22 protein-coding genes are annotated in these 20,827 nt (G+C 72.4%); 13 read left to right on the top strand and 9 right to left on the bottom strand.

All coding sequences use genetic code 11. From position 1 onward, the window contains the following. Positions 1 to 21: 21 nt before the first annotated feature. Positions 22 to 444, bottom strand: coding sequence for a DUF1801 domain-containing protein (locus tag MRBLWH3_RS02375; protein ID WP_363428335.1), 423 nt, complete (start codon positions 442 to 444; stop codon positions 22 to 24). Positions 445 to 458: 14 nt separating this feature from the next. Next, entirely contained in the window at positions 459 to 1,025 is a 567-nt protein-coding gene (locus MRBLWH3_RS02370) for an HhH-GPD-type base excision DNA repair protein (protein ID WP_363428333.1), read from the bottom strand. Positions 1,026 to 1,077: 52 nt separating this feature from the next. Here MRBLWH3_RS02370 and MRBLWH3_RS02365 point away from each other — a divergent pair, with 52 nt between their 5' ends. The 7 genes from MRBLWH3_RS02365 (at position 1,078) to MRBLWH3_RS02335 (ending at position 6,520) form a co-directional block, all read left to right on the top strand. Further along, the gene (locus MRBLWH3_RS02365; protein WP_363428331.1) at positions 1,078 to 2,568 is read left to right on the top strand and encodes a protoporphyrinogen/coproporphyrinogen oxidase; all 1,491 of its coding nucleotides are present in this window, start codon (positions 1,078 to 1,080) and stop codon (positions 2,566 to 2,568) included. 99 nt (positions 2,569 to 2,667) lie between these two features. After that, the gene (locus MRBLWH3_RS02360) at positions 2,668 to 3,057 is read left to right on the top strand and encodes a hypothetical protein (protein WP_363428329.1); all 390 of its coding nucleotides are present in this window, start codon (positions 2,668 to 2,670) and stop codon (positions 3,055 to 3,057) included. A 4-nt stretch (positions 3,058 to 3,061) separates the two neighbouring features. Further along, positions 3,062 to 3,463, top strand: a complete 402-nt coding sequence (locus tag MRBLWH3_RS02355; RefSeq protein WP_363428327.1) for a phage holin family protein — start codon at positions 3,062 to 3,064, stop codon at positions 3,461 to 3,463. Beyond that, complete coding sequence (locus MRBLWH3_RS02350) at positions 3,453 to 3,752, top strand: hypothetical protein (protein ID WP_341996073.1); 300 nt, start codon at positions 3,453 to 3,455, stop codon at positions 3,750 to 3,752. The genes MRBLWH3_RS02355 and MRBLWH3_RS02350 overlap by 11 nt, the downstream gene beginning before the upstream one ends. Positions 3,753 to 3,934: 182 nt before the next feature. Continuing rightward, positions 3,935 to 4,783, top strand: a complete 849-nt coding sequence (locus MRBLWH3_RS02345; RefSeq protein WP_363428325.1) for a uroporphyrinogen-III synthase — start codon at positions 3,935 to 3,937, stop codon at positions 4,781 to 4,783. A 7-nt stretch (positions 4,784 to 4,790) separates the two neighbouring features. Then, positions 4,791 to 5,774 (top strand): 2-phospho-L-lactate transferase, encoded by a 984-nt coding sequence (gene cofD / locus MRBLWH3_RS02340; RefSeq protein ID WP_363428323.1) that lies wholly within the window; start codon positions 4,791 to 4,793, stop codon positions 5,772 to 5,774. A 2-nt stretch (positions 5,775 to 5,776) separates the two neighbouring features. After that, positions 5,777 to 6,520, top strand: coding sequence for a sulfite exporter TauE/SafE family protein (locus MRBLWH3_RS02335; protein WP_363428321.1), 744 nt, complete (start codon positions 5,777 to 5,779; stop codon positions 6,518 to 6,520). 204 nt (positions 6,521 to 6,724) lie between these two features. Here MRBLWH3_RS02335 and cofC read toward each other — a convergent pair whose 3' ends face one another. Genes cofC through cofG form a run of 4 tightly spaced genes read right to left on the bottom strand, consistent with a single transcriptional unit; the run spans position 6,725 to position 12,337 of the window. Beyond that, complete coding sequence (gene cofC, locus MRBLWH3_RS02330) at positions 6,725 to 7,459, bottom strand: 2-phospho-L-lactate guanylyltransferase (RefSeq protein WP_363428319.1); 735 nt, start codon at positions 7,457 to 7,459, stop codon at positions 6,725 to 6,727. Continuing rightward, positions 7,456 to 8,466 carry a glucose-6-phosphate dehydrogenase (coenzyme-F420) gene (fgd, locus tag MRBLWH3_RS02325; protein ID WP_363428317.1) on the bottom strand — a complete coding sequence of 337 codons (1,011 nt, stop codon included), beginning with the start codon at positions 8,464 to 8,466 and terminating at the stop codon, positions 7,456 to 7,458. Before fgd ends, cofC begins: the two co-directional genes overlap by 4 nt. Then, positions 8,463 to 9,932, bottom strand: coding sequence for a flavin-containing monooxygenase (locus tag MRBLWH3_RS02320; RefSeq protein ID WP_363428315.1), 1,470 nt, complete (start codon positions 9,930 to 9,932; stop codon positions 8,463 to 8,465). The genes fgd and MRBLWH3_RS02320 overlap by 4 nt, the downstream gene beginning before the upstream one ends. Beyond that, positions 9,929 to 12,337 carry a 7,8-didemethyl-8-hydroxy-5-deazariboflavin synthase CofG gene (cofG, locus tag MRBLWH3_RS02315; protein WP_363428313.1) on the bottom strand — a complete coding sequence of 803 codons (2,409 nt, stop codon included), beginning with the start codon at positions 12,335 to 12,337 and terminating at the stop codon, positions 9,929 to 9,931. The genes MRBLWH3_RS02320 and cofG overlap by 4 nt, the downstream gene beginning before the upstream one ends. 104 nt (positions 12,338 to 12,441) lie before the next feature. Between cofG and MRBLWH3_RS02310 the strand changes: the two genes are divergently transcribed. Beyond that, positions 12,442 to 12,906 (top strand): hypothetical protein, encoded by a 465-nt coding sequence (locus MRBLWH3_RS02310; RefSeq protein WP_363428311.1) that lies wholly within the window; start codon positions 12,442 to 12,444, stop codon positions 12,904 to 12,906. A 24-nt stretch (positions 12,907 to 12,930) separates the two neighbouring features. On the opposite strand, the gene MRBLWH3_RS02305 is transcribed toward MRBLWH3_RS02310, so the two are convergent. Both MRBLWH3_RS02305 and MRBLWH3_RS02300 read right to left on the bottom strand, forming a co-directional pair. Next, on the bottom strand, positions 12,931 to 13,749 hold the full coding sequence (locus MRBLWH3_RS02305; RefSeq protein WP_363428309.1) for an ABC transporter permease: 819 nt from the start codon (positions 13,747 to 13,749) through the stop codon (positions 12,931 to 12,933). Then, positions 13,746 to 15,572, bottom strand: a complete 1,827-nt coding sequence (locus MRBLWH3_RS02300; RefSeq protein ID WP_363428307.1) for an ATP-binding cassette domain-containing protein — start codon at positions 15,570 to 15,572, stop codon at positions 13,746 to 13,748. The genes MRBLWH3_RS02305 and MRBLWH3_RS02300 overlap by 4 nt, the downstream gene beginning before the upstream one ends. A gap of 148 nt (positions 15,573 to 15,720) precedes the next feature. On the opposite strand from MRBLWH3_RS02300, the gene MRBLWH3_RS02295 reads away from it, so the two are divergent. The 4 genes from MRBLWH3_RS02295 (at position 15,721) to MRBLWH3_RS02280 (ending at position 19,201) form a co-directional block, all read left to right on the top strand. Continuing rightward, positions 15,721 to 16,794, top strand: a complete 1,074-nt coding sequence (locus MRBLWH3_RS02295) for an enoyl-CoA hydratase/isomerase family protein (protein ID WP_363428305.1) — start codon at positions 15,721 to 15,723, stop codon at positions 16,792 to 16,794. A gap of 26 nt (positions 16,795 to 16,820) precedes the next feature. After that, the gene (locus MRBLWH3_RS02290) at positions 16,821 to 17,666 is read left to right on the top strand and encodes an LssY C-terminal domain-containing protein (protein WP_414685259.1); all 846 of its coding nucleotides are present in this window, start codon (positions 16,821 to 16,823) and stop codon (positions 17,664 to 17,666) included. Then, positions 17,663 to 18,187 (top strand): hypothetical protein, encoded by a 525-nt coding sequence (locus MRBLWH3_RS02285; protein WP_363428303.1) that lies wholly within the window; start codon positions 17,663 to 17,665, stop codon positions 18,185 to 18,187. Before MRBLWH3_RS02290 ends, MRBLWH3_RS02285 begins: the two co-directional genes overlap by 4 nt. Positions 18,188 to 18,274: 87 nt before the next feature. Beyond that, entirely contained in the window at positions 18,275 to 19,201 is a 927-nt protein-coding gene (locus MRBLWH3_RS02280) for a J domain-containing protein (RefSeq protein ID WP_363428301.1), read from the top strand. A gap of 20 nt (positions 19,202 to 19,221) precedes the next feature. On the opposite strand, the gene MRBLWH3_RS02275 is transcribed toward MRBLWH3_RS02280, so the two are convergent. Then, positions 19,222 to 19,899: a FadR/GntR family transcriptional regulator gene (locus MRBLWH3_RS02275; RefSeq protein WP_363428299.1), complete on the bottom strand. Its 678-nt coding sequence runs from the start codon at positions 19,897 to 19,899 to the stop codon at positions 19,222 to 19,224. A gap of 75 nt (positions 19,900 to 19,974) precedes the next feature. Between MRBLWH3_RS02275 and MRBLWH3_RS02270 the strand changes: the two genes are divergently transcribed. Then, positions 19,975 to 20,823, top strand: coding sequence for an amidohydrolase family protein (locus tag MRBLWH3_RS02270; protein WP_363428297.1), 849 nt, complete (start codon positions 19,975 to 19,977; stop codon positions 20,821 to 20,823). Positions 20,824 to 20,827 lie beyond the last annotated feature (4 nt).

Genomic DNA, 20,827 nt, shown 5'->3' with positions numbered 1-20,827 from the left:
CCGGGGAGGCCGTTCGAGCGGTCAGTCCGTGACGGTGTACGTCGTGTCGCCGGTCTCGCCGGCCAGCACGCGGCGGTAGTCCTCGGCGAGGATCTCGCGGAGCACCCCGGCGTCGACCTGGTCCAGGTCCTTGAGGTACAGGCAGCTCACGCCCGTCGCGTGGGGTCCGAGTCTTGCGAGGCGCTCGCCGTGCGCGGCGGTGCGCAGCGTGTACACCGTGGTGGACTCGCGCCGCGGGGAGAACGCCGCGATCGGGGCGTCGCCCTCGCTGCCGGCCGCGGAGCGGTAATGGCATGATCCGAAGCCGATGATCGTGCCCCAGAGCTCGGGTTCGCGACCCGTGACGTCGCGCAGGAGGTCGATCATCGCGACGGCATCGCGCTGGCGCTTCGCCGGCCGCACCCCAGCGACGAACTCGTCGACGTCGCCTCCGGTCTTCTTCACCGCCCGCCTCCGCGTCAGCCCTTGGCCGCGGCCTTCATCGCCCGCTTGTGCTCGCGCACCTTCGTCAGCGACTCCGGCGAGACGATGTCGGCGACGCTGCGGAACGACCCCTCGTCGCCGTACGAGCCTGCCGCCTCGCGCCAGCCGGCGCCGGTGAAGCCGTACTGCTTGCCCAGGAGGGCCAGGAAGATCTTCGCCTTCTGCTCGCCGAAGCCCGGCAGCGCCTTGAGGCGGTTCAGCACGGTCGCCCCGTCGGGCTCATCGCGCGTCCAGATCGCCGACGCGTCACCGCCCCAGTCCTGCTCGATCGCTGCGCACAGCGCCTGCACGCGCGCCGCCATCGACCCGGGGAAGCGATGCACGGCGGGAGTGGCCTTGAAGAGCTCGGTGAACGCCTCGGGATCGAAGCTCGCGATGGCCGCGGCATCGAGCGTCCCCGCCCGCTCCGAGATCTTCAGCGGCCCTGCGAAGGCCGTCTCCATGGCGACCTGCTGGTCGAGGAGCATGCCGATCAGCAGGGCGAGCGGGTCATCGGTCAGCAGGCGATCGGCCGCGTCGTCGCCCGTGATGTGGAGGCTCATGCGCCCAGTCTCCCACCGGCCGCCCCGGCCGGCACAGTTCGCGGATGGGAGGATGGATGCCGTGACCGACGCCGAACCGTTCCACGAACTCGTCGACCACGTCCGCCAGACGCGGGTGGTCGTGATCGGCGGCGGCATCGCCGGACTCGTCGCGGCCTGGGAGTGCGCCAAGGTCGGTATGGCGGTGACGCTCGTGGAGGCATCCGATCGCCTCGGCGGCACCATCGGGTCCGTCCGCATCGCAGGACTCGACCTCGAGACGGGCGTCACCTGCTGGTCCACGAGGGGAGGCGCGGTGCGCGCACTCGTGGACGAGGTGCTGCCGGACGCTGCGATCGTGCGCCCGCGCGACGAGCGCGAATGGATCGCTGGCCTCCCGAAGGGCGCCGCTGCGCCGCTGCCCGCCGAGCAGGTGCTCGGCATCCCGGCCAATCCGTGGGACGAGAGCGTCCGCCGGGTCATCGGCTGGGGCGGCGCATGGCGCGCGTACGTCGACCGCCTCCGCCCGCCGCTCACGATCGGCGCTCAGCGCAGTCTCGGCCGTCTCGTGCACGGCCGGATGGGCGACAGAGTCCTCGAGCGCCTCGTGGCGCCGCTGACCATCGACCGCTTCGGCCTCGACCCCGTCGACGTCGACGTCGAGATCGCGGCACCCGGACTCAGCAACGCGCTCACCCGCACAGGGTGGCTGGGCGGCGCCGTCGCCGACGTGCGCGTCGACGCAGCCGCCTCCTCGATCGAGGGATTGGACGGTGGGATGCCGCAGCTCACGGCCGCGCTCGCCGACAGGCTCGCCGAGCGGGAGGTGGCCGTCCACACCGGAGCGCTGGCGACGGGTCTGGTCCGCAGCGACGGGAGGTGGGCGGTGGAAGTCGCGACGATCGCCCCCGAGGGTGCGGCCGCCGCACCGGACCGGCTGCACGCCGACGCGGTGATCGTCGCGACCGACGAGACCGCGGCGCGCACGCTCCTGGCACCCGCCCTCGGCATCCCCGAGTTCGCGGATGTCTCCGCCGCGGGCATCGCCCGCGAGGTCGTGACGCTCGTGGTGGACGCCCCCGAGCTCGATACGGCGCCGCGCGGCGCCCACGTCCACGCCGTCCCCGGCGCGCTGCGCGCCACGGGTCTCGTCCACGAGACCGCGCGCTGGGAGTGGCTCGGGCGGGAGGCGGGCGCCGGGCGCCACGTCCTGCGCGTCGCCTTCGGCGCCCCCGGGATCGCTCCCGCGACCGAGCGGCTGTCCGACGCCGATGCGGCGATCGTGGCCACGGCCGAGGCATCCGTCCTCCTCGGTGTGGAGCTCGACGAGGCCCGGATCGGCGGCGCGCGTCGTGACGCGTACACCCTCGTGCCTCCGGCGTCGGCCCTCGGCCGGCGCGAGCGCACCGACGCCGCCCGCGCCGCGATCGCCCGCGCGCCCGCCCTCGCCGCTGTCGGTGCATGGCTGTCGGGGAGCGGCCTCGCGCAGGTCGTCGCCGACGCGCAGGAAGAGGCGGACCGACTGCGTCACCGCGCGCTGTGGGGTGCCGCGGCGGCGGAGTGAACCCTCCTGTTGCACGCCCTGTCAAGAGTGGATGCCGGAATCGGCATACAGGGCTACCCTGGGAGGGTCGTCAGGTCACACCGAGCGTGAGGAGACCTCATGAAGGGCAAGGCTGGACTCGTCATCGGACTCGCGATCGGGTATGTGCTCGGTACGCGCGCGGGTCGTGAGCGCTACGAGCAGATCAAGACGCAGTGGCTGAAGGTGTGGAACACCGAGCCCGTGCAGACGCAGGTCGGCAAGGTGAAGGACTTCGCGAAGTCCCAGGCGATGGCGCTGCCATCGACGCTCTGGGAGTCCGCGGTGAAGGTCACGCAGGCCGCCGGCTCGAAGGGGACCCCCGGGCAGAAGCTCGACGCGGCCCTCAAAGTCGGGAAGGACTCGGCCGACGACGTCGGAAAGGCGGCGCAGACCTCGGCGCAGGCCGTGAAGGACGCCGTCGACGAAGCCGTGGACGACGCCTCCGAGAACGGTCGCGGCGGGGCCTGACGTGATGACCACCCCCCGCGGCTTCCGTGACCGCGCGGACGACAGCCTGCTCACCCTGCTCGGTGAGATCCCGGAGCTGATCCGCAACCTCGTCATCGCGGAGATCGATGCTGCGAAGGCCTGGCTCGCCAAGACCGCGAAGGACGGCGGATGGGGAGCGCTCTGGGTGTTCGCCGCGCTGTTCGTGCTGTTCTGGTCGGTGCCCGTCTTCGGCACATTCGTCATCGCGGGGCTGTCGTCGTGGTGGCCGGTGTGGCTGTCGGCGCTCGTCGTGTTCTTCGCGATGCTGATCGTCACCGCGGTCTTCGGGGTCATCGGCGTGCTCTACTTTCGCCGGATCGGCGAACGCCGCAACCCGGTCCAATCGATCGCCCTGGACGTGAAGGAGGTGCGCGATGAGCTCTGACGCGCCCGTTCCGCTGTCGAAGAACTCCGTCGCGCTGCCCCGCACCGCCGTGCCGCTCGGGATCACCGATCCCGTCGAGCAGGCGAGGACCGAGCTGAAGGCGGCGCTCGCCGCCATCGAGGCGAAGGCGAACGTCCCGCGCCGGGTCGAGCGGGCGCTCGACGTGAACATCGAACGCGCCCGGGCGTTCAATCGCCGCAATCCCGCCCTCACCGCGGTGGCCGTGATCGCGGGCGCCGCGGCCGTCGGCGCTGCGGTCTGGGGCTTCGTGCGCCTCTATACGCGCTGATCCGGCCCCTCTCGCGTCCCGCGGTCGCCGAGGTCGCGCCATCAGCGATCGGGGGTATGCTCGGGAGGCAAGGCAGTGCAATGGTGCGTTAGCTGCCGATCGCGCGAACCCGATTCGAATCGCGCATCGGCTGTCTCGAGCTTCTTGGGCGGCCGACTGAGCATCATCGAGAGTCGACCCCTATGAACACCGCCGCAGCACAGCACCAGTCCGTCAAGCCACTGACCGGCTGGCGCGTCCTCGTGCCGCGCGGCGGACCCTGGGGCGACGGCGTCGCCGCGACCCTGCGCCGCCAGGGCGCGATCCCCGTGATCGCGCCGCTCATCAACTTCGCCCCGACGAACGACCAGGCGTCCCTCGACCAGGCACTCGCCGACCTCGCCGCCGGCAGGTTCGAGTGGCTGACGGTCACGAGCGCGACGACGGTCGACGTCCTCTACGCATATCGCGCGGTCGTCCCGGCGACGACGAAGGTCGCCGCCGTGGGTGAGACGACGGCGGCGGCGCTGCTCGCCGTCGGCTATCGCGTCGACCTCGTGCCCGAGCGCGACAACTCCGCGGCCGGCATGGCCGAGCAGCTCATCGCCCTCGAGCCCGAGCCCCGCGACATCCTCACCCTGCGCAGTGAGATCGCGAAGCCGGTCCTCACCCGCATGCTCACCGAGGCGGGGCATCGCGTCCGCAGCGTCGTCGCCTACCGCACCGTCGGCGTGCCGGTCACCGAGCGCATCGCCGAGGACGTTCGATCCGGCCGCATCAACGCCATCCTGGTGACGAGCGGCTCGGTCGCGCAGCAGGTGCACGAGCAGTTCCCCGAGATCCCCGAGACCACGCTCATCGCCGCGATCGGTCCCCGCACCGCGAAGGATGCCCGCCGCGCCGGCCTCGACGTGGATGTCGTGGCCGACGCGCAGACCGTCGACGCCCTGATCGACGCGGTCGCCAAGTTCTCCCTCCCGCACGCGGCCGACGAGTTCGCCCCCAAGACCGGCATGATCCCGCGTCTCGGCGGCATCGACACCCGGAACTGACGCGCCTGTGACCGGCACGCCCCGAATCGTCGTGCTCGCGGGCGGAGTCGGCGGCTCGCGCTTCGTCCTCGGCGTCCGCGGCGCGCTGCGCGCGCGCGGTGTCGACGACACCGCCGCGGCGCTCACCGTCGTCGTCAACACCGGCGACGACATCTGGCTGTCGGGCGTGCGGCTGCAGCCCGATGTCGACTCGATCACCTACGCCCTCGCCGGCGTCAACGACGCCGAGCGCGGCTGGGGTCGCCGGGGCGACAGCGAGCGCGTCAACCACGAGTTGCAGGAGTGGGGCGCCGGCTGGCCCTGGTTCACCCTCGGCGACCTCGACCTCGGCACGCACCTCGCCCGCACCGGCTGGCTGCGCGAGGGCCTCACACCCACCGACGTGCTCGCGCGCATGTCGCACCGCTGGGACCTCGGCGCGCGGTTGCTGCCGATGACCGACACCGAGGTCGACACCGTCGTCGTGCTCGACGACGGCACGCGCCTGCACTTCCAGGAGTGGTGGACGCGCCACCGCGCGACCCTCGCGCCCGCGCGGTTCGAGAACCCCGGCATCGAGGCGGCCGTCGCAGCCCCCGGCGTCGCCGAGGCGATCGGCGCGGCCGACGTCGTGCTGGTCGCCCCCTCCAACCCGGTCGTGTCCATCGGCCCGATCCTGGCCGTGCCGGGCGTCCGCGAGGCGCTGCACGCGACCGCCGCTCCCGTCGTCGGCGTCTCGCCGATCATCGGCGGCAAAGTGGTGCGCGGCATGGCCGACGTGTGCCTCAGTGCGATCGGCGTCGAGACCTCCGCGACGGCCGTCGCAGGTCTGTACGGTGCCCGCGAGACCGGTGGGCTGCTCGACGCGTGGCTCCTCGCCGAAGAGGACGAGGCTGCCGCCCGCGAGGTCGCCGGGCTCGGCATCCGTCCGCTCGTCCGTCCGCTCTGGATGACGGATGCCGCGCGCCGGAGTGCCCTCGGCGAGGCTGCGCTCACGGCCGCCGGGGTCTGAGAGTGCCCGAACTCGCGTGGTGGGCATGGGCCCTGCTCGGCGTCGGAGCCGTCGTCGTCGGCCTGTCGAAGACGGCGGTGCCCGGCGCGGGCACGATCGCCGTCGCGATCTTCGCCGCCGTGCTCCCCGCGAAGCAGTCGACCGGCGTCCTGCTCCTGCTGCTGATCGTCGCGGACATCTTCGCCGTCACCATGTATCGCCGGCACGCGGACTGGCGCACCCTGCTCCGACTCGCACCCGCGGTGGTGGTGGGCGTGCTGCTCGGCGTGGTGTTCCTGTGGTTCGCCGACGACGTGTGGGTGAAGAAGTCGATAGGCGTGATCCTGCTGGCGGTCATCGCCATCACGCTGCTCCGACGACGCTTCATCTCGAGCGTCGAGGCCGCCCGACCCCACCCCGTCGCCGCGGCGACGTACGGCAGTCTCGGCGGCTTCACCACGATGGTCGCGAACGCGGCCGGACCCGTGATGTCGATGTACTTCCTGGCGGCCCGATTCGAGGTGAAGGCGTTCCTCGGCACGGCGGCGTGGTTCTTCGCGATCGTCAACCTGTTCAAAGTGCCGTTCTCGATCGGCATCGGCATCATCACGGTGCCGGGTCTTCTCATCGACCTCGTTCTCGTGCCGCTGGTCGTCGTCGCCGCGTTCGGAGGCCGGTGGCTCGCCGTCCGCATGCCGCAGTCGGTCTTCGAGAAGCTCGTGATCGCCTTCACGATCGTCGGCGCGGTGTACCTGCTGATCGTCTGACGCGGACCCTCACTCCCGGGGCTGTCGGGCGTCGCGCGCCACGTGCGCCAGACCCCTGCCCGACGCGAACGACGGTGCCCGCCGACGTCGACGGTGTCGTCGTCGAGGCCCATCTGCCCCTGACCCGTGAACCCCGCCGTGGTGCGCCCGCCACTCGTCGAGCCCGCCGATCTCCCGCACCGGGTAGTCGCCCATCGGCGCAGGCTATCCGTGGGCGGAGGCGACGAGGACCGCCGTGCGCGGGCCCAGGCCCAGCGCGCGAGCGGTGTCGAGCTGGTCGGCGGTGTCGACGTCGCGGCGGAGGGTCGAGGCATCCGGAATCCCGATCACCGTGCACCCGAGCGCGACGTGCCGTGCGAACGAGCCGTCGCCGAACGACGACGCCCAGGCGGTCCCCGGGCCCGCCGTGACGAGCGTCGATCCCGTGCCTTCCGCGTCGGGAACGACGCCGCGGGGGACGGATGCTGCGGCCCGCAGCGCGTCGGCGAGATCGGCGGGTCGCAGCGCCGGAAGGTCGCCCAGGAGCGCGGCGCGCGGCATCCGTCCGTTCGGATCGATCGCCGCGACGCCCGCCGCCACCGCGGCGTCGAGCCCGTGCGCGTCGCCTTCGGGGACGAACCGCAGCGCCGGGATCATCGCCGCTTCGCGCGCGAGGGCGGCGTCGTCGGTCACCACGACGACCTGCGCGACGAGCTCGCACGCGCTCGCCGCCGCCAGCGTGTCGAGGGCGATGGCGCGGGCGAGGTCGCCGCGGCCGACGCCGGCGACCTCGAGGCGCGACTTCGCGCGCGCGGAGGGCTTGACCGGCACCACCACGACCCACCGGGATCGGCGAGACTCCACGGATCCGTCGACCTCGGCGCCCCGGGAGGCGGAATCGGAGCGGTCGGCGTCGGAATCCGCGGAGTTCTGCCTGCGTCGGCCGAACAGCGCGGTCACGCGTACTTCGCGCGCAGGCGCGGCAGGATCTCTTCGCCGTACATCCGCAGGAACGCGCCCTGGTCGTGGCCCGGGTCGTGGAAGACGAGGTGGCGGAAGCCGAGGCCGAGGTACCAGCCGATGCGCTCGACGTGCTCGTCGGGATCGTCCGAGACGATGAACCGCGACGCCGCGCGCTCGATCGGCAGCGCCTCGCCGAGCCGCTGCATCTCGATCGGGTCGTCGACGCCCATCTTCTCCTCGGGGGTGAGGGCGAGCGGTGCCCAGAACCGGGTCTTCTCCCGCGCGGCCTCGATGGTCTCGTCGAGTGAGACCTTGATCTCCATCAGCGTGTCGATCGCGTCGGCCGGGCGGCCGGCCTTCTCGAGCCCCTCGTGCAGCGCGGGCAACAGGGTGTCGGTGTAGAGCTCCCGCTTCTTGCCCGACGTCGTGATGAAGCCGTCCGCGATGCGGCCGGCGAGGCGCGTCGCGGCGGGACCGGCGGCACCGATGTAGATCGGGACGGGCTCGGGCAGCTTGTCGTAGATCGTGATGTTGCGGGCCGTGTAGTACGTGCCGTCGAAGTTGACGCGATCCTCCGACCACAGCCGGCGGATGAGGCCGATGGCCTCCTTGAGCCGCTGGAACCGCTCCGGCGGATCGGGCCAGGTGATCCCGAGATTCGCCTCGTTGAGCGCCTCGCCCGTGCCGACGCCGAGGATCACGCGCCCCGGGTACATCACTCCGAGCGTCGCGAAGTCCTGCGCGACGACCGTCGGGTTGTAGCGGAAGGTCGGCGTCAGCACCGAGGTTCCGATCAGCACCCGCGAGGTCTTGGCGCCGAGCGCGCCGAGCCAGGGGACGGATGCCGGGGCGTGCCCGCCGTCGTGCAGCCACGGTTGCAGGTGGTCCGAGATGAACACCGAGTCGAACCCGGCGTCCTCGGCCTGAATCGCATAGTCGAGCAGCTCGGCGGGACCGAACTGCTCGGCGGAGGCCTTGTAGCCGAAGCGCAGGGGGACGGTCATCGGGTGCTCCCTTCGAGAGCGGGTTCGGGGAGGAACTCGGAACCGTCGGCCCGGCCGAGTCGCTCGCGGAAGGCGTCGACCGTGCCGGGCCACAGCAGGGCGAGCCGGCCGGAGCGCTCGTCGACGTACCAGTTGCGGCATCCGCCCGTCATCCAGCGGGTGGATGCCGCGGCCTGCGCGATCTCCTCGGTGTAGGCGCGCTCGGCCTCGGGGTCGACACGCAGCACGCGGCCGGCGCGGGCGTCGAGGGCACGGGTGACGTAGCCCGCCTGCTCCTCGATCATGAGCACGGACGACGAGTGGCCGAGAGACGCGTTCGGGCCGTTCAGCACGAAGAGATTCGGGAAGCCCGAGACGACGGTCGAGGCGAACGCCGTCATGCCGCCCGACCAGTGCTCGGCGAGCGTCACGCCGTCCTCGCCGGTGACGAGCTCGGCGTAGGGCTGGCGGGTCGAGGCGAACCCCGTCGCCAGGACGAGCGCGTCGACCTCGCGGCGGGTGCCGTCGGAGGCGACGAGCGCCGACCCCTCCACCTCCGCCAGCGCGGAGGACACGAGCGAGACGGCGTCGGACGCGACGGCGGGATAGAAGTCGTCCGACAGCAGCACGCGCTTGCAGCCGAACGCGTAGTCGGGGGTGAGCGCGGCGCGCAGCGCGGGGTCGGCGACCTGTCGTTCGAGGTGCGCGAGCGCGACGGCCTCGGCCTGGGCGGCCGCCGCGGAATCGCCCGAACGCGACGCGAACCGCGCCTCCCCCTCGGCGTAGAGCTCGGCACGGAGGGCTTCCAGCGCCTGCGGGGTCGCGGCGAAGCGGGCCCGATCGGCGTCGGAGTACGCGTCGCCGCCCCGCGGCACGATCCACGCGGGCGTTCGCTGGAAGAGTGTCACGTGCGCCGCGGTGCGGGCGAGCTCCGGCACGATCTGCACGGCGCTGGCCCCGGTGCCGACCACGCCTACGCGCGCGCCGACGAGATCGGCGGAGTGGTCCCACCGCGCCGAGTGGAAGAGCGGTCCCGGGAACTGTTCGAGCCCGGGGATCCGGGGGATGGTCGGCTCGGTGAGGCGTCCGCACGCGAGCACGAGCGCGTCGGCCACGATGACACCGCCGGACGTGGTGAGGCGCCACACCCGGTGCGCGGCATCCCATTCGGCCGATCGCATCGGGGTGCGAAGGCGGAGACGGTCGCCCAGGCCCTCGGCGTCGACGACGTGCTCGAGGTACGCGTGGATCTCCGCCCCCTTCGCGTACGTGCCCGACCACGCCGGATTCGGGTGCGCAGCGAAGCCGTACAGGTGCGAGGGCACGTCGCACGCGATGCCCGGGTACGTGTTGTCGCGCCACGTCCCGCCGACGGAGCCCCCGCGCTCCAGCACGACGAAGTCATCGCGGCCCGCCCGGCGCAGCGCCGAGGCCACGCCGATGCCGGCGAATCCGGCACCGACGATCGCGACCTCCACGCGGGTCATCGGGCGACCTGGCCGTAGGTGGTGGTGCGGAGGCGGAACGGCCGGAACAGGCGCGACACCATGGCCGAGGCGTCCGTCACGGGCAGTTCGAGCCCGTGCTCGATGCCGGCCTCGGGCTTCACGCGGCCGTCGAGCAGGGTGCCGCCGAGGTCGTCGCCGCCGGACTGCAGCAGGACGACGGACGCCGCGCGCCCGACGCGCGTCCAGGGGATCTGGATGTGCGGGATGCTGCCCGACAGCAGCAGCCGGGAGACGGCGACCATGGCGCGGTGCTCGTCGAGCGCCGCGCGGCCGGGGACGAGCGGGACACCGCCGGCGGGTCCGGGCAGCGGGATCGGCACGAACTCGCTGAAGCCGCGGGTGTCGTCCTGGATCGCGCGCAGCTGTCGCAGGTGTGCGATGCGCTCGGCGGCGGTCTCGACGTGACCGTAGAAGATCACGCTCGTCGAGCGGAACCCGGCACGGTGCGCGGCCGTGATCCCTTCGATCCACGGGTCGATCTCGAGGTCCGTCGGCGCGACGAGCCCGCGGACGCGTTCACTCAGCACCTTGACGCCCGTCCCCGGGACGGTGTCGACGCCCGCGCCGCGCATCGCGGCGAGGGCCTCGTCGAGCGTCAGGCCGGAGCGGTCGGCGAGGTCGCGCACATCCTGAGGGCGGTACGCATGGAGATGAATGCGCGGGGCCGCGGCCTTCACCCTGCGCGCGATCTCGAGGTAACCCGATGGGTCTTCCGACGCGGCGAGGAGCCCCTGCACGCAGAGCTCGGTGGCCCCGAGACCCCATGCGTCGGCCGCGATCGCGCCGACGTCGTCGAGGGTGAACGTCGCGGGGTCGTCGGTCCCGCTCGCGCGGAGGCCGGTGGAGGTGAGGTTGCGGTTCACCACGAGGGTGACCGCTTCGCCCACCGTGTAGCGTCGCACGTCGTCGGCGGTCGCCGCGAGCACCTCCAGCTCGTCGCCGGTGGCTTCGAGGAGCGCGACCCACTCGGCGTCGTCGAGCGCGAGGGGATCGGCTGCCGCGGCCTCGGCGAGACGCCGGATGTCTGCGCGACCTGGCTCGTCGCCGCGCTGCGGGCGTTTGGACGCTGCGTTTCGACTCGCAAGCTCGCTCAACGACCGCCTTCCTCGCTCGCTCGACGATCGATGGGCAAGGCCCGTCGCGGGATCCGCCAGCGCGGCTACCGCCGGGCGCAGCGCGGGGTCGATCCACGTCTGGGCGGCCAGCACGAACTCGGGCTGCGCGGTCAGGCGCTCGCGCAGCTCGAACCCCAGCTCCGCCGTCATACGCGCGAGGTCGTCGAGGTGCGGCCACGGGCGCTCGGGATTCACGTGGTCGGCGGTGAGGGGCGAGACCCCGCCCCAGTCGTCGGCGCCGGCGCGCACCAGCAGGCCGAACTCCGTGGCGTCCGACAGGTTGGGCGGCACCTGGATCCGCATCCGAGGGCCCATCACCAGCCGGGCCACCGCGACGGCGGCGACGTACCCGAGCAGATCTGCGTCGGGTGCGCCCTGCATCGCGGTGCGGGGCTTCGCGCGGAAGTTCTGCACGATCACCTCCTGCACGTGGCCCTGCCCGTCGACCTGATGCCGTTCGTGAGCCTGGCGGATCGCGACGAGCGACTCGGCGCGGTCGCGCACGGTCTCGCCGATGCCGACGAGGATCCCGGTGGTGAACGGCACCCGCTCACGCCCCGCGGCCTCGATCACCTCGAGCCTCACCGTCGGGTCCTTGTCGGGCGAGCCGAAGTGCACCTGCCCGGGCTCCTCGAACAGCCGACGCGAGGTCGTCTCGAGCATCATGCCCATCGACGGCGCGGTGGGACGCAGCATCCGCAGCTCGTCCACGCTCATGACGCCGGGGTTGGCGTGTGCGAGCAGACCGGTTTCGGCGGTCACCAGGCGCGCGATGTGCGCGACGTACTCGATCGTCGAGGCGAACCCGTGCTCATCCAGCCACGCGCGGGCCTCGGGCCACCGCTGCTCGGGACGATCGCCGAGGGTCAGGAGCACCTCCTTGCAGCCCGACGCCTGCCCCTGGCGCACGACGGAGAGGACCTGCTCGGGCGACATGTACGCGGGCCTGTGCTTCTTGAGGAGCTGCCCGGGGGTGTCGACGAACACGCAGTAGTGGCAGCGGTCGCGGCACAGCGTCGTGAGCGGCACGAACACCTTGCGTGAATACGTGATCACGCCGGGACGACCGGATGCCGCGAGCCCGGCGTCGCGCAGATCGCCGGCGATCTCGAGCAGGCGCTCGAACTGCTCGCCGGTCGCGACCAGCAGTGTCTCGGCGTCGGCCGCGTCCAGACGCTCGCCGGCTGCGGCGCGCGCGAGCGCGGCGTCGACGGCCGCGGGGGAGGCGGTCCGGGACGACGCGGTGACGGAGGGGGACACGACGGTCACCGACCCAGTCTTGCACCGCCTACGGGTACCGGGGCCGAAGGATCGTTGCCCTCCCGTAAGCAAATGAGTCCGGTTCCGTGCGCCCGCGCTGGCAGACTGGGCACATGGTGACGCTGCTGCTCGACTCGACGCAGCTCGAAGTCGTGCTGTCGGTGTCCGAGCGCGCCCTGTCATTCCGCAAGGGGAATGTCGTCATCGAACGCTCGACCATCACCAAGGTGCAGCTCACCGACGACGCGTGGACGTGGCTGCGCGGCATCCCGAGCCCCGGCACCCACGTGCGCGGCATCATCGCGGCCGGCACCTGGCGCTCCGCGGGCGGGGACGATTTCGCGATCATCCGCCGGCGCCGTCCGAGCGTCGTGATCGACCTCGAGGGGCACCCCGAGTTCCAGCGGGTGATCCTCACCACGCGTCACGGTCTCGCGCTCGTGCAGGCCCTGCGGGTCGAGGTCGCGGCCGAGCCGACCGACGTCGTCGACATCGCGGCCGAGACGGGGACCATCCCGGTCGTTCCCGAGCGCAAGCCGCGGGGGCGCAAGACGCCGGCACCGGCTCCCGCCGTCTGACGGTTCGACGGACTCGCAGGCGGGTCAGCTGACGTCGCGGCGCCAGCTCACCAGGTGGCCGAGCACGACGAACACGATCGCGTAGCCGAGCAGGACGAGTCCGCCTACCCACCACTCGAGCGGGTCCGCCGAGCCCTGCGGGATCGTCGCCGCGTACACGCTCGCACCGACCAGCGCATCGCTTGCGGCTCCCGGCAGGAAGCGCGTGACGTCCGACAGACCCTCCACGAACGCGGCCGCGGTGCGTCCGATCGGCTCGATGAACTGCGTGAACACGAGCACGCCGACGATCGCGCCCACCTGATTGCGCACGAGGGCGCCGACACCGACGCCGATGAGCGTCCAGAGGACGTACGCGAGCAGCATCCGTCCGAGCATCGCCCACGTGGCGGGCGAGGTGATGTCCGTCGCGAGCCCGAACCCGGCGAGGAACGCCGCCGAGGTGCCGACCGCCGCGACGATGCCGATGACCCCGAGCACGACGCCGATCAGCACGCCCACGGCGAGCTTCGCGACGAGCACGCGGCCGCGGCGGGGCGTTGCGAGGAACGTGGGCGTCAAGGTCTTGTGGCGGAACTCCGCGGTCACCATGAGCGTGCCCACCAGCAGCGGGAAGACGTAGCCGACGGTGGTCGCCGTGCTGTACAGCGTCGCGGCGAGGCCCTCCTCGGGCAGCGGCGGCGCGTTGCCGGGGAGCGAGCCCGTCGCGGCCGCCGCGTAGACGAAGCCGAGCGCCGCTGCCGTGAACGCGACGTACGCGAACAGGACGATCGCGAGGATCCACCAGATACTCGTCGAGAACAGCTTCGTGCTCTCGGCGCGGGTCGCGGCGGTGAGGCTCATCGGTCGCCCCCTTCCTCGTCGGCGGGTGCGGTGACGGCATCCGCCGCCGGTTCGTCGTCGGACGGGGCAACGGATGCCTCGTCCCCCGGCTCGTGCGCGGATCCGGCGTCGGCCGCGGGCGCGGTGCGGATGACGGCGTCCTCGAAGGCCTCGGCTTCGGGCGGCACCCAGGCTTCGGGCTCGAGCTCGGGTTCGAGTTCGCCCTCGAGGTCGGGCTCGGGCTCGGCGTCGGGTTCGGGTTCGGGTTCGCCCTGGGGGCCGGGCTCGGGTTGCCCGTTCGGGGCGGTGTGGTCGAAGGCGGCGAAGAACGCGTCGGCCTCGATGTCGGAGTCGGTCTTGACGTAGTGCTCCCACGGGCGGTCGTCGCCGCCGTCGGGCGGCTCGAGGGTCGAGAGCTCGTCGTCGATCTCGCCGATGGCGTCGACATCGGGATTCGCGTCTTCGGGAGCCCAGGGGTCTGCGGGCGCGGGCTCGGGAACGGGTGACGGTTGCGGCTCGGGTGCAGGTCCGGGTTCGGCCTCGACCTCGGGATCGGCGTCCTCGGGGGGAGTCGAAGGCACGATGTCGATCACGCCGGTGCTCGCCACCGAATACGCGACGGGGGCGGGAGCCGGACGAACATCGGGCTCGGTGTCTGCGCCGTGCGGGGGGCGCTTCGACTCTGCGTTTCGACTCGCGAGCTCGCTCGGCGAGAGGTCGGGCTCGATGTCCGCGTCGGGCTTGTCGCGGTCATGCTCCGCCGCCCAGGCGGCGCCGGCGGCGGCCGCCAGCGCGGATGCCGCGCCGGGCGCTGCGGTCGCCTCGGCGTCGAGCCCCGCCGCCGTGAGCGCCGACTCGGCGGCCCGCTCGGAATCGGGAGGCGTCGCGACAGGCGGTGCGGGGGGCGCAGCATCCGCGCTCCCGCCATATCCGGCCGCGCTACGGTGCACCCGCGTGCCGTTCACCAGGTCGAGGAAGACCTCTTCCAGCGCCGGGCCGCGACGGTGCAGCGACGACAGCGCGACACCGCCCGCGGCGGCCGCCGCGCCGACCTCGGTCGGGTCGACGCCGCGCACGGTGAGTCCCGAGCGCAGCACCTCGAACGGCACCCCCGCGGCCTTCAGCGCCGCGCTCAGCGCCGCCCGGTCGGGGGAGTCGACGACGGTGGCGTACTCGCGCGGGTCGGTGAGCTCGTCGACCCCGCCTTGGAACACCAGGCGTCCGCGCGAGATGATCACCAGCGCGTCGACGGTCTGCTGCACCTCGGCGAGCAGGTGCGATGAGACGAGCACGGTGCGGCCCTCGCCGGCGAGCTGCCGGAGGAACCCGCGCATCCAGCGGATGCCCTCGGGATCCAGTCCGTTCGCGGGCTCGTCGAGCACGAGCACGCCCGGGTCGCCGAGCAGCGCGTACGCGAGGCCGAGGCGCTGGCGCATGCCCAGCGAGTATCCGCCGACCTTGCGGTTCGCCGCATCCGTCAATCCCACGAGGTCCAGCACTTCGCCCACCCGTGACTTGGCGATGCCGGCGGCCTGCGCGTAGATCGTGAGGTGTGCGGCGGCGGTGCGGCCGGGATGGAAGCTGGATGCCTCGAGCACAGCGCCCACGGTCTGCAGCGGTTCGTCGAGCTCGGCGTAGCGCCTGCCGCCGATCGTGGCCTGGCCTTCCGTCGGCTTCTCGAGGCCGAGGAGCACGCGGAGCGTGGTGGTCTTGCCGGCGCCGTTCGGGCCGAGGAATCCGGTGACCATTCCCGGTTCGACCCGGGCCGTGAGGGCCGCGACCGCCGTGACGGCGCCGAAGCGCTTGGTGACACCTGAGAACTCCAGCGACTGGCCTTCGGGCATGCCGAACCCTCTCGTTGGTCGTGGGCGGCTCCCCGGGGGCAATCTACGGGGCCGCGCCATTGCGGACTCAATGCAGAACTGCGTCCCATCCTGGCGGAAATCCGGTCTCAGCGTGGGAGAAGTTGGCGCGGCCGGTAACGTTGCGCTCGTGACCGACCTCGCTGAGACCGCCGCCGAGCCCACCGTCCTCGTGAGCACGAGCGGCGGCCTCGGACGCCTCACCCTGAACAGGCCTCGCGCGATCAACGCCCTCAACCTGGGGATGGTCGAGCAGCTGCACGCGGCGCTGGACGCCTGGGAGCACGATACCGAGGTCGACATGGTGCTGCTGGACGGCGCCGGCGAACGTGGACTGTGCGCCGGCGGCGACGTGCGCGGGCTCGCCGAGCAGGTCACGAGCGGCCGCGCCGAGGACGCGGCGGTGTTCTTCCGCGCCGAGTACGCGACCAACGCGCGTATCGCCGAGTACCCGAAGCCGTTCGTCGCGTTCGCGGACGGCATCACGATGGGCGGCGGCATCGGCGTCGCCGGTCATGCCGCGATCCGCATCGTGACCGACCGCTCGCAGCTGGCGATGCCGGAGACCCGCATCGGCTTCACCCCCGACGTCGGCGGCACGTGGCTGCTCGCCCACGCACCGGGCCGCCTCGGCGAGTATCTGGGGCTCACGGGCGCGGTGATGGATGCCGCGGACGCGATCTACGCCGGATTCGCCGACCACTACGTGCCGCACGAGAACCTCGACGCGGTGCGAGACGCGCTCGAGACGCGGGCCGACCCGTCCAGCCCGACCGAGCTCGTCCTGCTGTTCGACGAGACCCCCGCCCCGTCCAAGCTGATCCGGGCCCGGGAGTGGATCGACGACGCGTTCGCGGCCGACACCGTCGCCGAGATCGTCGAGCGCCTGCGGGCGTGCCCCGAGCCCGCGGCATCCGCCACCGCCGACCTGCTCGGCGAACTGTCGCCGACCGGTCTCGCCGTGACGCTCGCCGCGATCCGCCGCGCCCGGGAGCTTCCCGGGCTGCGCGAAGCCCTCGATCAGGAGTACGGCCTGGTGATGTGGTTCGCGACCTCCCAGCCCGACCTGCCGGAGGGCATCAGGGCGCAGGTCATCGACAAGGACCGCGCGCCGCGGTGGCAGCCGGCGACGCTCGCCGACCTGCCGGACGACCTGGCCGAGACCGCGCTCGCCCACCGACCCGACGTCCCCCTCTGGCACTGACGCCGGCATCGGCGACGAGGAGGATCGTGAGCACCCGGCACCGGAGGAGCTACTCGATCGGCGTCGCGATCGATTGGTTCTTCTTCGTCTTCGCCGGACTCGCAGCGCTGTGGCTCGCCTACCTCAGCCTCACCGAGACGTTCCACGTCGGGTGGTGGGGCATCCCGTTCTTCCTCGCATTCTGGGTGCTCCTCGCATATCTCGTGCTGCCGCGGCTGCACCGGATCCTCACCACGATCTACGTGCCGGACTACTTCATCGGGCGCACCCGCACGAGTGACGGGTTGCTCGGCGACCCGGTGAACCTCGCGTTCCAGGGCGGCGGTGAGCAGATCCGGGCCGCTCTCGAGGCGGCGGGCTGGACGCAGGCGGATCCGGTGACGCTCGGCTCGTCGTGGCGCATCATCACGTCGACGCTCACCCGGCGCAGCTACGACGAGGCGCCGGTGAGTCCGCTCTTCCTCTTCGGCCGCCAGCAGGACTTCGCCTACCAGCAGGAGGTCGACGGCAACCCCGCCCAGCGCCACCACGTGCGGTTCTGGCGCTGCCCCGACGACTGGCTGCTGCCCGGCGGCCGCCGCGTCGACTGGCTCGCGGCCGGAACCTTCGACACCAGCGTCGGGCTGTCGCTGTTCACACTGCAGGTCACCCACCGCATCGACGCCGACACCGACGTCGAGCGCGACCACATCGTCTCGTCGATCTGCGGTGCCGACCCCCGCGTCACCGTGGACGTCATCGCCGACTTCGCCACCGGATACCACGCCCGCAACGGCGGCGGCGACAGCATCCGCACCGACGGCGACCTGCCCATCGTGGACGTGCGGGCCGTCGCGCCGCGCGTCGAGAGTGCGGGGGAGGTGCCGGCATGAGCGCCGGAATGCCGGCGCCGCACAAGCGGCCTGCGTACGAACCGGCAGGGCGACTGCTCAAGCCGCCGCGCTTCGACCCGGAGATGAAGCGCCCGATCTCGACCGTGGCGGGCGTCCTGCTCATCGCGCTGAGGGTGATCGCCGGCGTCGTGGTGCTCGTCAGCATCGCGACGGGGTGGGACGCGATCCTGTCCGACCCCGACTCCGTGCTCGAAGGATTCGACCCCACGCCGGAGGGGAAGCAGGCGGCGCTGTGGCTGGTGATCGGCACCGGCGCGACGGTCCTCCTCATCGATCTCGCGCTGGCGTTCTTCGTGTACCGGGGCGTCAACGGGGCCCGCGTGGTCGTCATGCTCATCGCGGTGCTGTCGATCAGCACCTCGTTCACAGCGTGGTGGGCGCAGGGGCAGGAGATCGAGATCGCGGGGACCTTCCTGTCGCTGAGCATCGACATCCTGCTCCTCCTCGCCCTCTCGAGCCGCAGCGCCGCCGCCTACGCGCGCCGCAACGAGAACCGCTGAGCCCGGACGCGACCGCGTGACGTAACCTGAGTCCCGCCGCAGACAGCGGCGCGCAGCATCCGTCATCGCAGTCCCGGGGGAGGGCACGTGTTCGACAGTCCGCTCTCGGCGTCCGCCTACGAGGTGCTCGCGGTCGGCCCCGAGGTCGACGAGGAGACCCTTCGCAAGGCGTACCGCCTGCGCCTCAGGCAGACGCACCCCGACACCGGCGGCGATGCGGCCGTGTTCATCCAGGTGCAGCGGGCATGGGAGCTCGTCGGCACGCCGGAGGCGCGCGCGGCGTACGACCGCGGGCACGGCTTCGGCGAGTCGGCGGCGCCCGAGTGGTCGGGCTGGCGGCCGCCCGCGGCGCGCACCGACACCCGTCCGCGTGCCCGGTCCTACGGACACCCCGGTGGCTGGCGCCGCGAGCGCTACCTCACGCTGATCCGGGAGTGGGCCGGCCGAGGCGTCACCCTCGACGACCCGTACGACCCCGCGCTCGTGCGCTCGGCGCCGGTGGCGCTGCGGCGCCTGCTCGCCGACGCGCTCGCCGAGGAGGCGACCGCCCGGATCGTGGCCGACCTCGGCATGGGGTACACGGTGTGGCACGACGTGGCTGCGGCGGGGCGGGACGCGGACCCCGACGCGAAGATCGACCACATCGTGCTCGGCCCGAGCGGCCTGTACGGCGTGCTGTCGGAGGACTTCGGCGGTCCGGCTCGGATCCGCCGCGGCGAGTTCGTCGGTGACGGCGTGCCCGGCGCTCCGCTCGCCGAGCTGCTCTCGCGCATGCGAGTGATCTCGCGCGCCGCCGGCGTGCGGTTCAGCGGCGCGATCGTGGTGCTCCCGGACGAGGACGTGCTCACCCCCATCGACGAGATCGGCCGCGTGCGCGGCGTGCGGGTCGCGGTCGTCTCGCGCAGCGCGTTGGCCACGGTGCTGCGCCGGGGCATCACCGGCGCGCGCGACGTCGGCGGCAACGAGGTCTTCGACTACCGCACGCGCCTGCAGCAGACCGTGCGCTTCGCGTAGAGGCGGATGTGCACCCGGGCTCAGGCGTCGCGGGCCTGGCGCAGCCAGCGCTCGATGCCCGAGATGTGCAACTGCGCGGCCGCGGTCGCAAGCCCGATGTCGCGGTCGGCGATCGCGTCGAGGATCGCCCGGTGCTCGTGAAGCGTGCGCTCGACGGCGCCGGCCTGGGTGAGCCCTCGCCACACGCGGGCCCGCACGGTCTGGCTGGTCAGGCTCTCAAGCAGGCTCGCGAGGTAGTCGTTGCCCGCGAGTCGTGCGATCGCGCTGTGGAAGCGCACGTCGTGCTCGACGAGGGACTCGATGTCGGTGTCGATCGCGACGCCGCTGATCTCGGCATCCAATCCGGCCACGTCGTCGTCGTCCGCGCGCTGCGCCGCCAGCCCCGTCGCGTGGGACTCGAGGATGCGGCGCACCGCGAAGATCTCGAGCAGGGAGTCGTCGTCGTGCAGGTCGACGACGAACGAGACCGCCTCGAGCAGCAGCTTCGGCTCGAGGCTCGTGACGTATGTGCCGTCGCCGCGCCGCACATCGAGCACGCGGATGACCTCGAGCGCCTTCACGGCCTCGCGCATCGAGTTGCGAGAGAGGCCCAGGCGTTCGGCGAGGTCCTTCTCGGGAGGCAGGCGCGACCCGGGAGCGAGCTCGCCGCGGACGATCATGTCCTTGATCTTCTCGATCGCTTCGTCGGTGACGGCCACGCGCCCATCATAGACATCCGATGTCAGGGCGAAACAGATGCCGCCGTCACCGCGCGGCGACGGCATGATGGTGACATGCGAGTCGTGGACGGACACCTCCATCTCTGGGACCCCGAGGCCCTCACCTACGAGTGGCTGGAAGGAGCTCTGCTCCGATCTTTCGGTCCGGATGAGCTCGACGTCGCCTTGCAGGACGCCCCCGACGCGGACTGCGGCTTCGTGTTCGTGCAGGCGGAATGCGCGCCCGAGCAGGCGATCGCCGAGACGGACTGGGTCGCGTCACTGACCTCGCGCGTGCCCGTGCGGGGGATCGTGGCCCGCGCGCCGCTCGAAGACCCCGCCGCGACCGACGCGCATCTCGCGGCCTTCGCGGAGCGGCCGCTCGTCATCGGGGTGCGACGCCTGCTGCAGTCCGAGCCCGACGGCTTCTGCCTGCGGCCGGGCTTCCTCCGCTCGGCCGAGGCGGTCGCCGCGGCCGGACTCACGTTCGACGCGTGCGTGCGCTGGGAGCAGCTGCCCGACGTGGTGGCGCTCGCGGACGCCCTGCCCGACCTCGCCATCGTGCTGGACCACCTGGGCAAGCCCGAGGTGGGTTCGCCGGATGACGCGGACCCCGCCGACGGCACGCCGTGGGCGGAGTCGCTGCGCGACCTCGCGCAGCGTCCGAACGTCGTGTGCAAGCTCTCGGGCCTGCCGGCGGAGTCGGCCGGCGAATGGACCGACGCCCAGGTGAGGCCTTTCCTCGACGTGGCCCTGGACGCCTTCGGCCCCGACCGCCTGATGTTCGGCAGCGACTGGCCGGTCTCGGGTCCTTACGGACGATGGCTCGACACGGTGTCCTCGTGGCTGGCCGACCGCGTCGGCGAGCACCGCCGGAGAGCGGTGCTCGCCGAGAACGCCGAGCGGTTCTACCGCTTGGGCTGACGGG

Origin of the sequence: Microbacterium sp. LWH3-1.2, assembly GCF_040675855.1 — a bacterium.
Taxonomy (GTDB): Bacteria; Actinomycetota; Actinomycetes; order Actinomycetales; family Microbacteriaceae; genus Microbacterium.
Note: the sequence above shows the minus strand (reverse complement) of the source record. Positions and strands in the feature narration are given on the sequence as shown.

Coding starts and splice junctions, on each gene's coding strand:
- fgd (WP_363428317.1), bottom strand. CDS start 8,466: ATGACCGTCCCCCTGCGCTTCGGCTACAAGGCCTCCGCCGAGCAGTTC.
- MRBLWH3_RS02300 (WP_363428307.1), bottom strand. CDS start 15,572: ATGCCCGAAGGCCAGTCGCTGGAGTTCTCAGGTGTCACCAAGCGCTTC.
- MRBLWH3_RS02305 (WP_363428309.1), bottom strand. CDS start 13,749: ATGAGCCTCACCGCCGCGACCCGCGCCGAGAGCACGAAGCTGTTCTCG.
- MRBLWH3_RS02355 (WP_363428327.1), top strand. CDS start 3,062: ATGACCACCCCCCGCGGCTTCCGTGACCGCGCGGACGACAGCCTGCTC.
- MRBLWH3_RS02345 (WP_363428325.1), top strand. CDS start 3,935: ATGAACACCGCCGCAGCACAGCACCAGTCCGTCAAGCCACTGACCGGC.
- MRBLWH3_RS02365 (WP_363428331.1), top strand. CDS start 1,078: ATGGATGCCGTGACCGACGCCGAACCGTTCCACGAACTCGTCGACCAC.
- MRBLWH3_RS02310 (WP_363428311.1), top strand. CDS start 12,442: ATGGTGACGCTGCTGCTCGACTCGACGCAGCTCGAAGTCGTGCTGTCG.
- MRBLWH3_RS02270 (WP_363428297.1), top strand. CDS start 19,975: ATGCGAGTCGTGGACGGACACCTCCATCTCTGGGACCCCGAGGCCCTC.
- MRBLWH3_RS02285 (WP_363428303.1), top strand. CDS start 17,663: ATGAGCGCCGGAATGCCGGCGCCGCACAAGCGGCCTGCGTACGAACCG.
- MRBLWH3_RS02360 (WP_363428329.1), top strand. CDS start 2,668: ATGAAGGGCAAGGCTGGACTCGTCATCGGACTCGCGATCGGGTATGTG.
- MRBLWH3_RS02320 (WP_363428315.1), bottom strand. CDS start 9,932: ATGACCCGCGTGGAGGTCGCGATCGTCGGTGCCGGATTCGCCGGCATC.
- MRBLWH3_RS02370 (WP_363428333.1), bottom strand. CDS start 1,025: ATGAGCCTCCACATCACGGGCGACGACGCGGCCGATCGCCTGCTGACC.
- MRBLWH3_RS02350 (WP_341996073.1), top strand. CDS start 3,453: ATGAGCTCTGACGCGCCCGTTCCGCTGTCGAAGAACTCCGTCGCGCTG.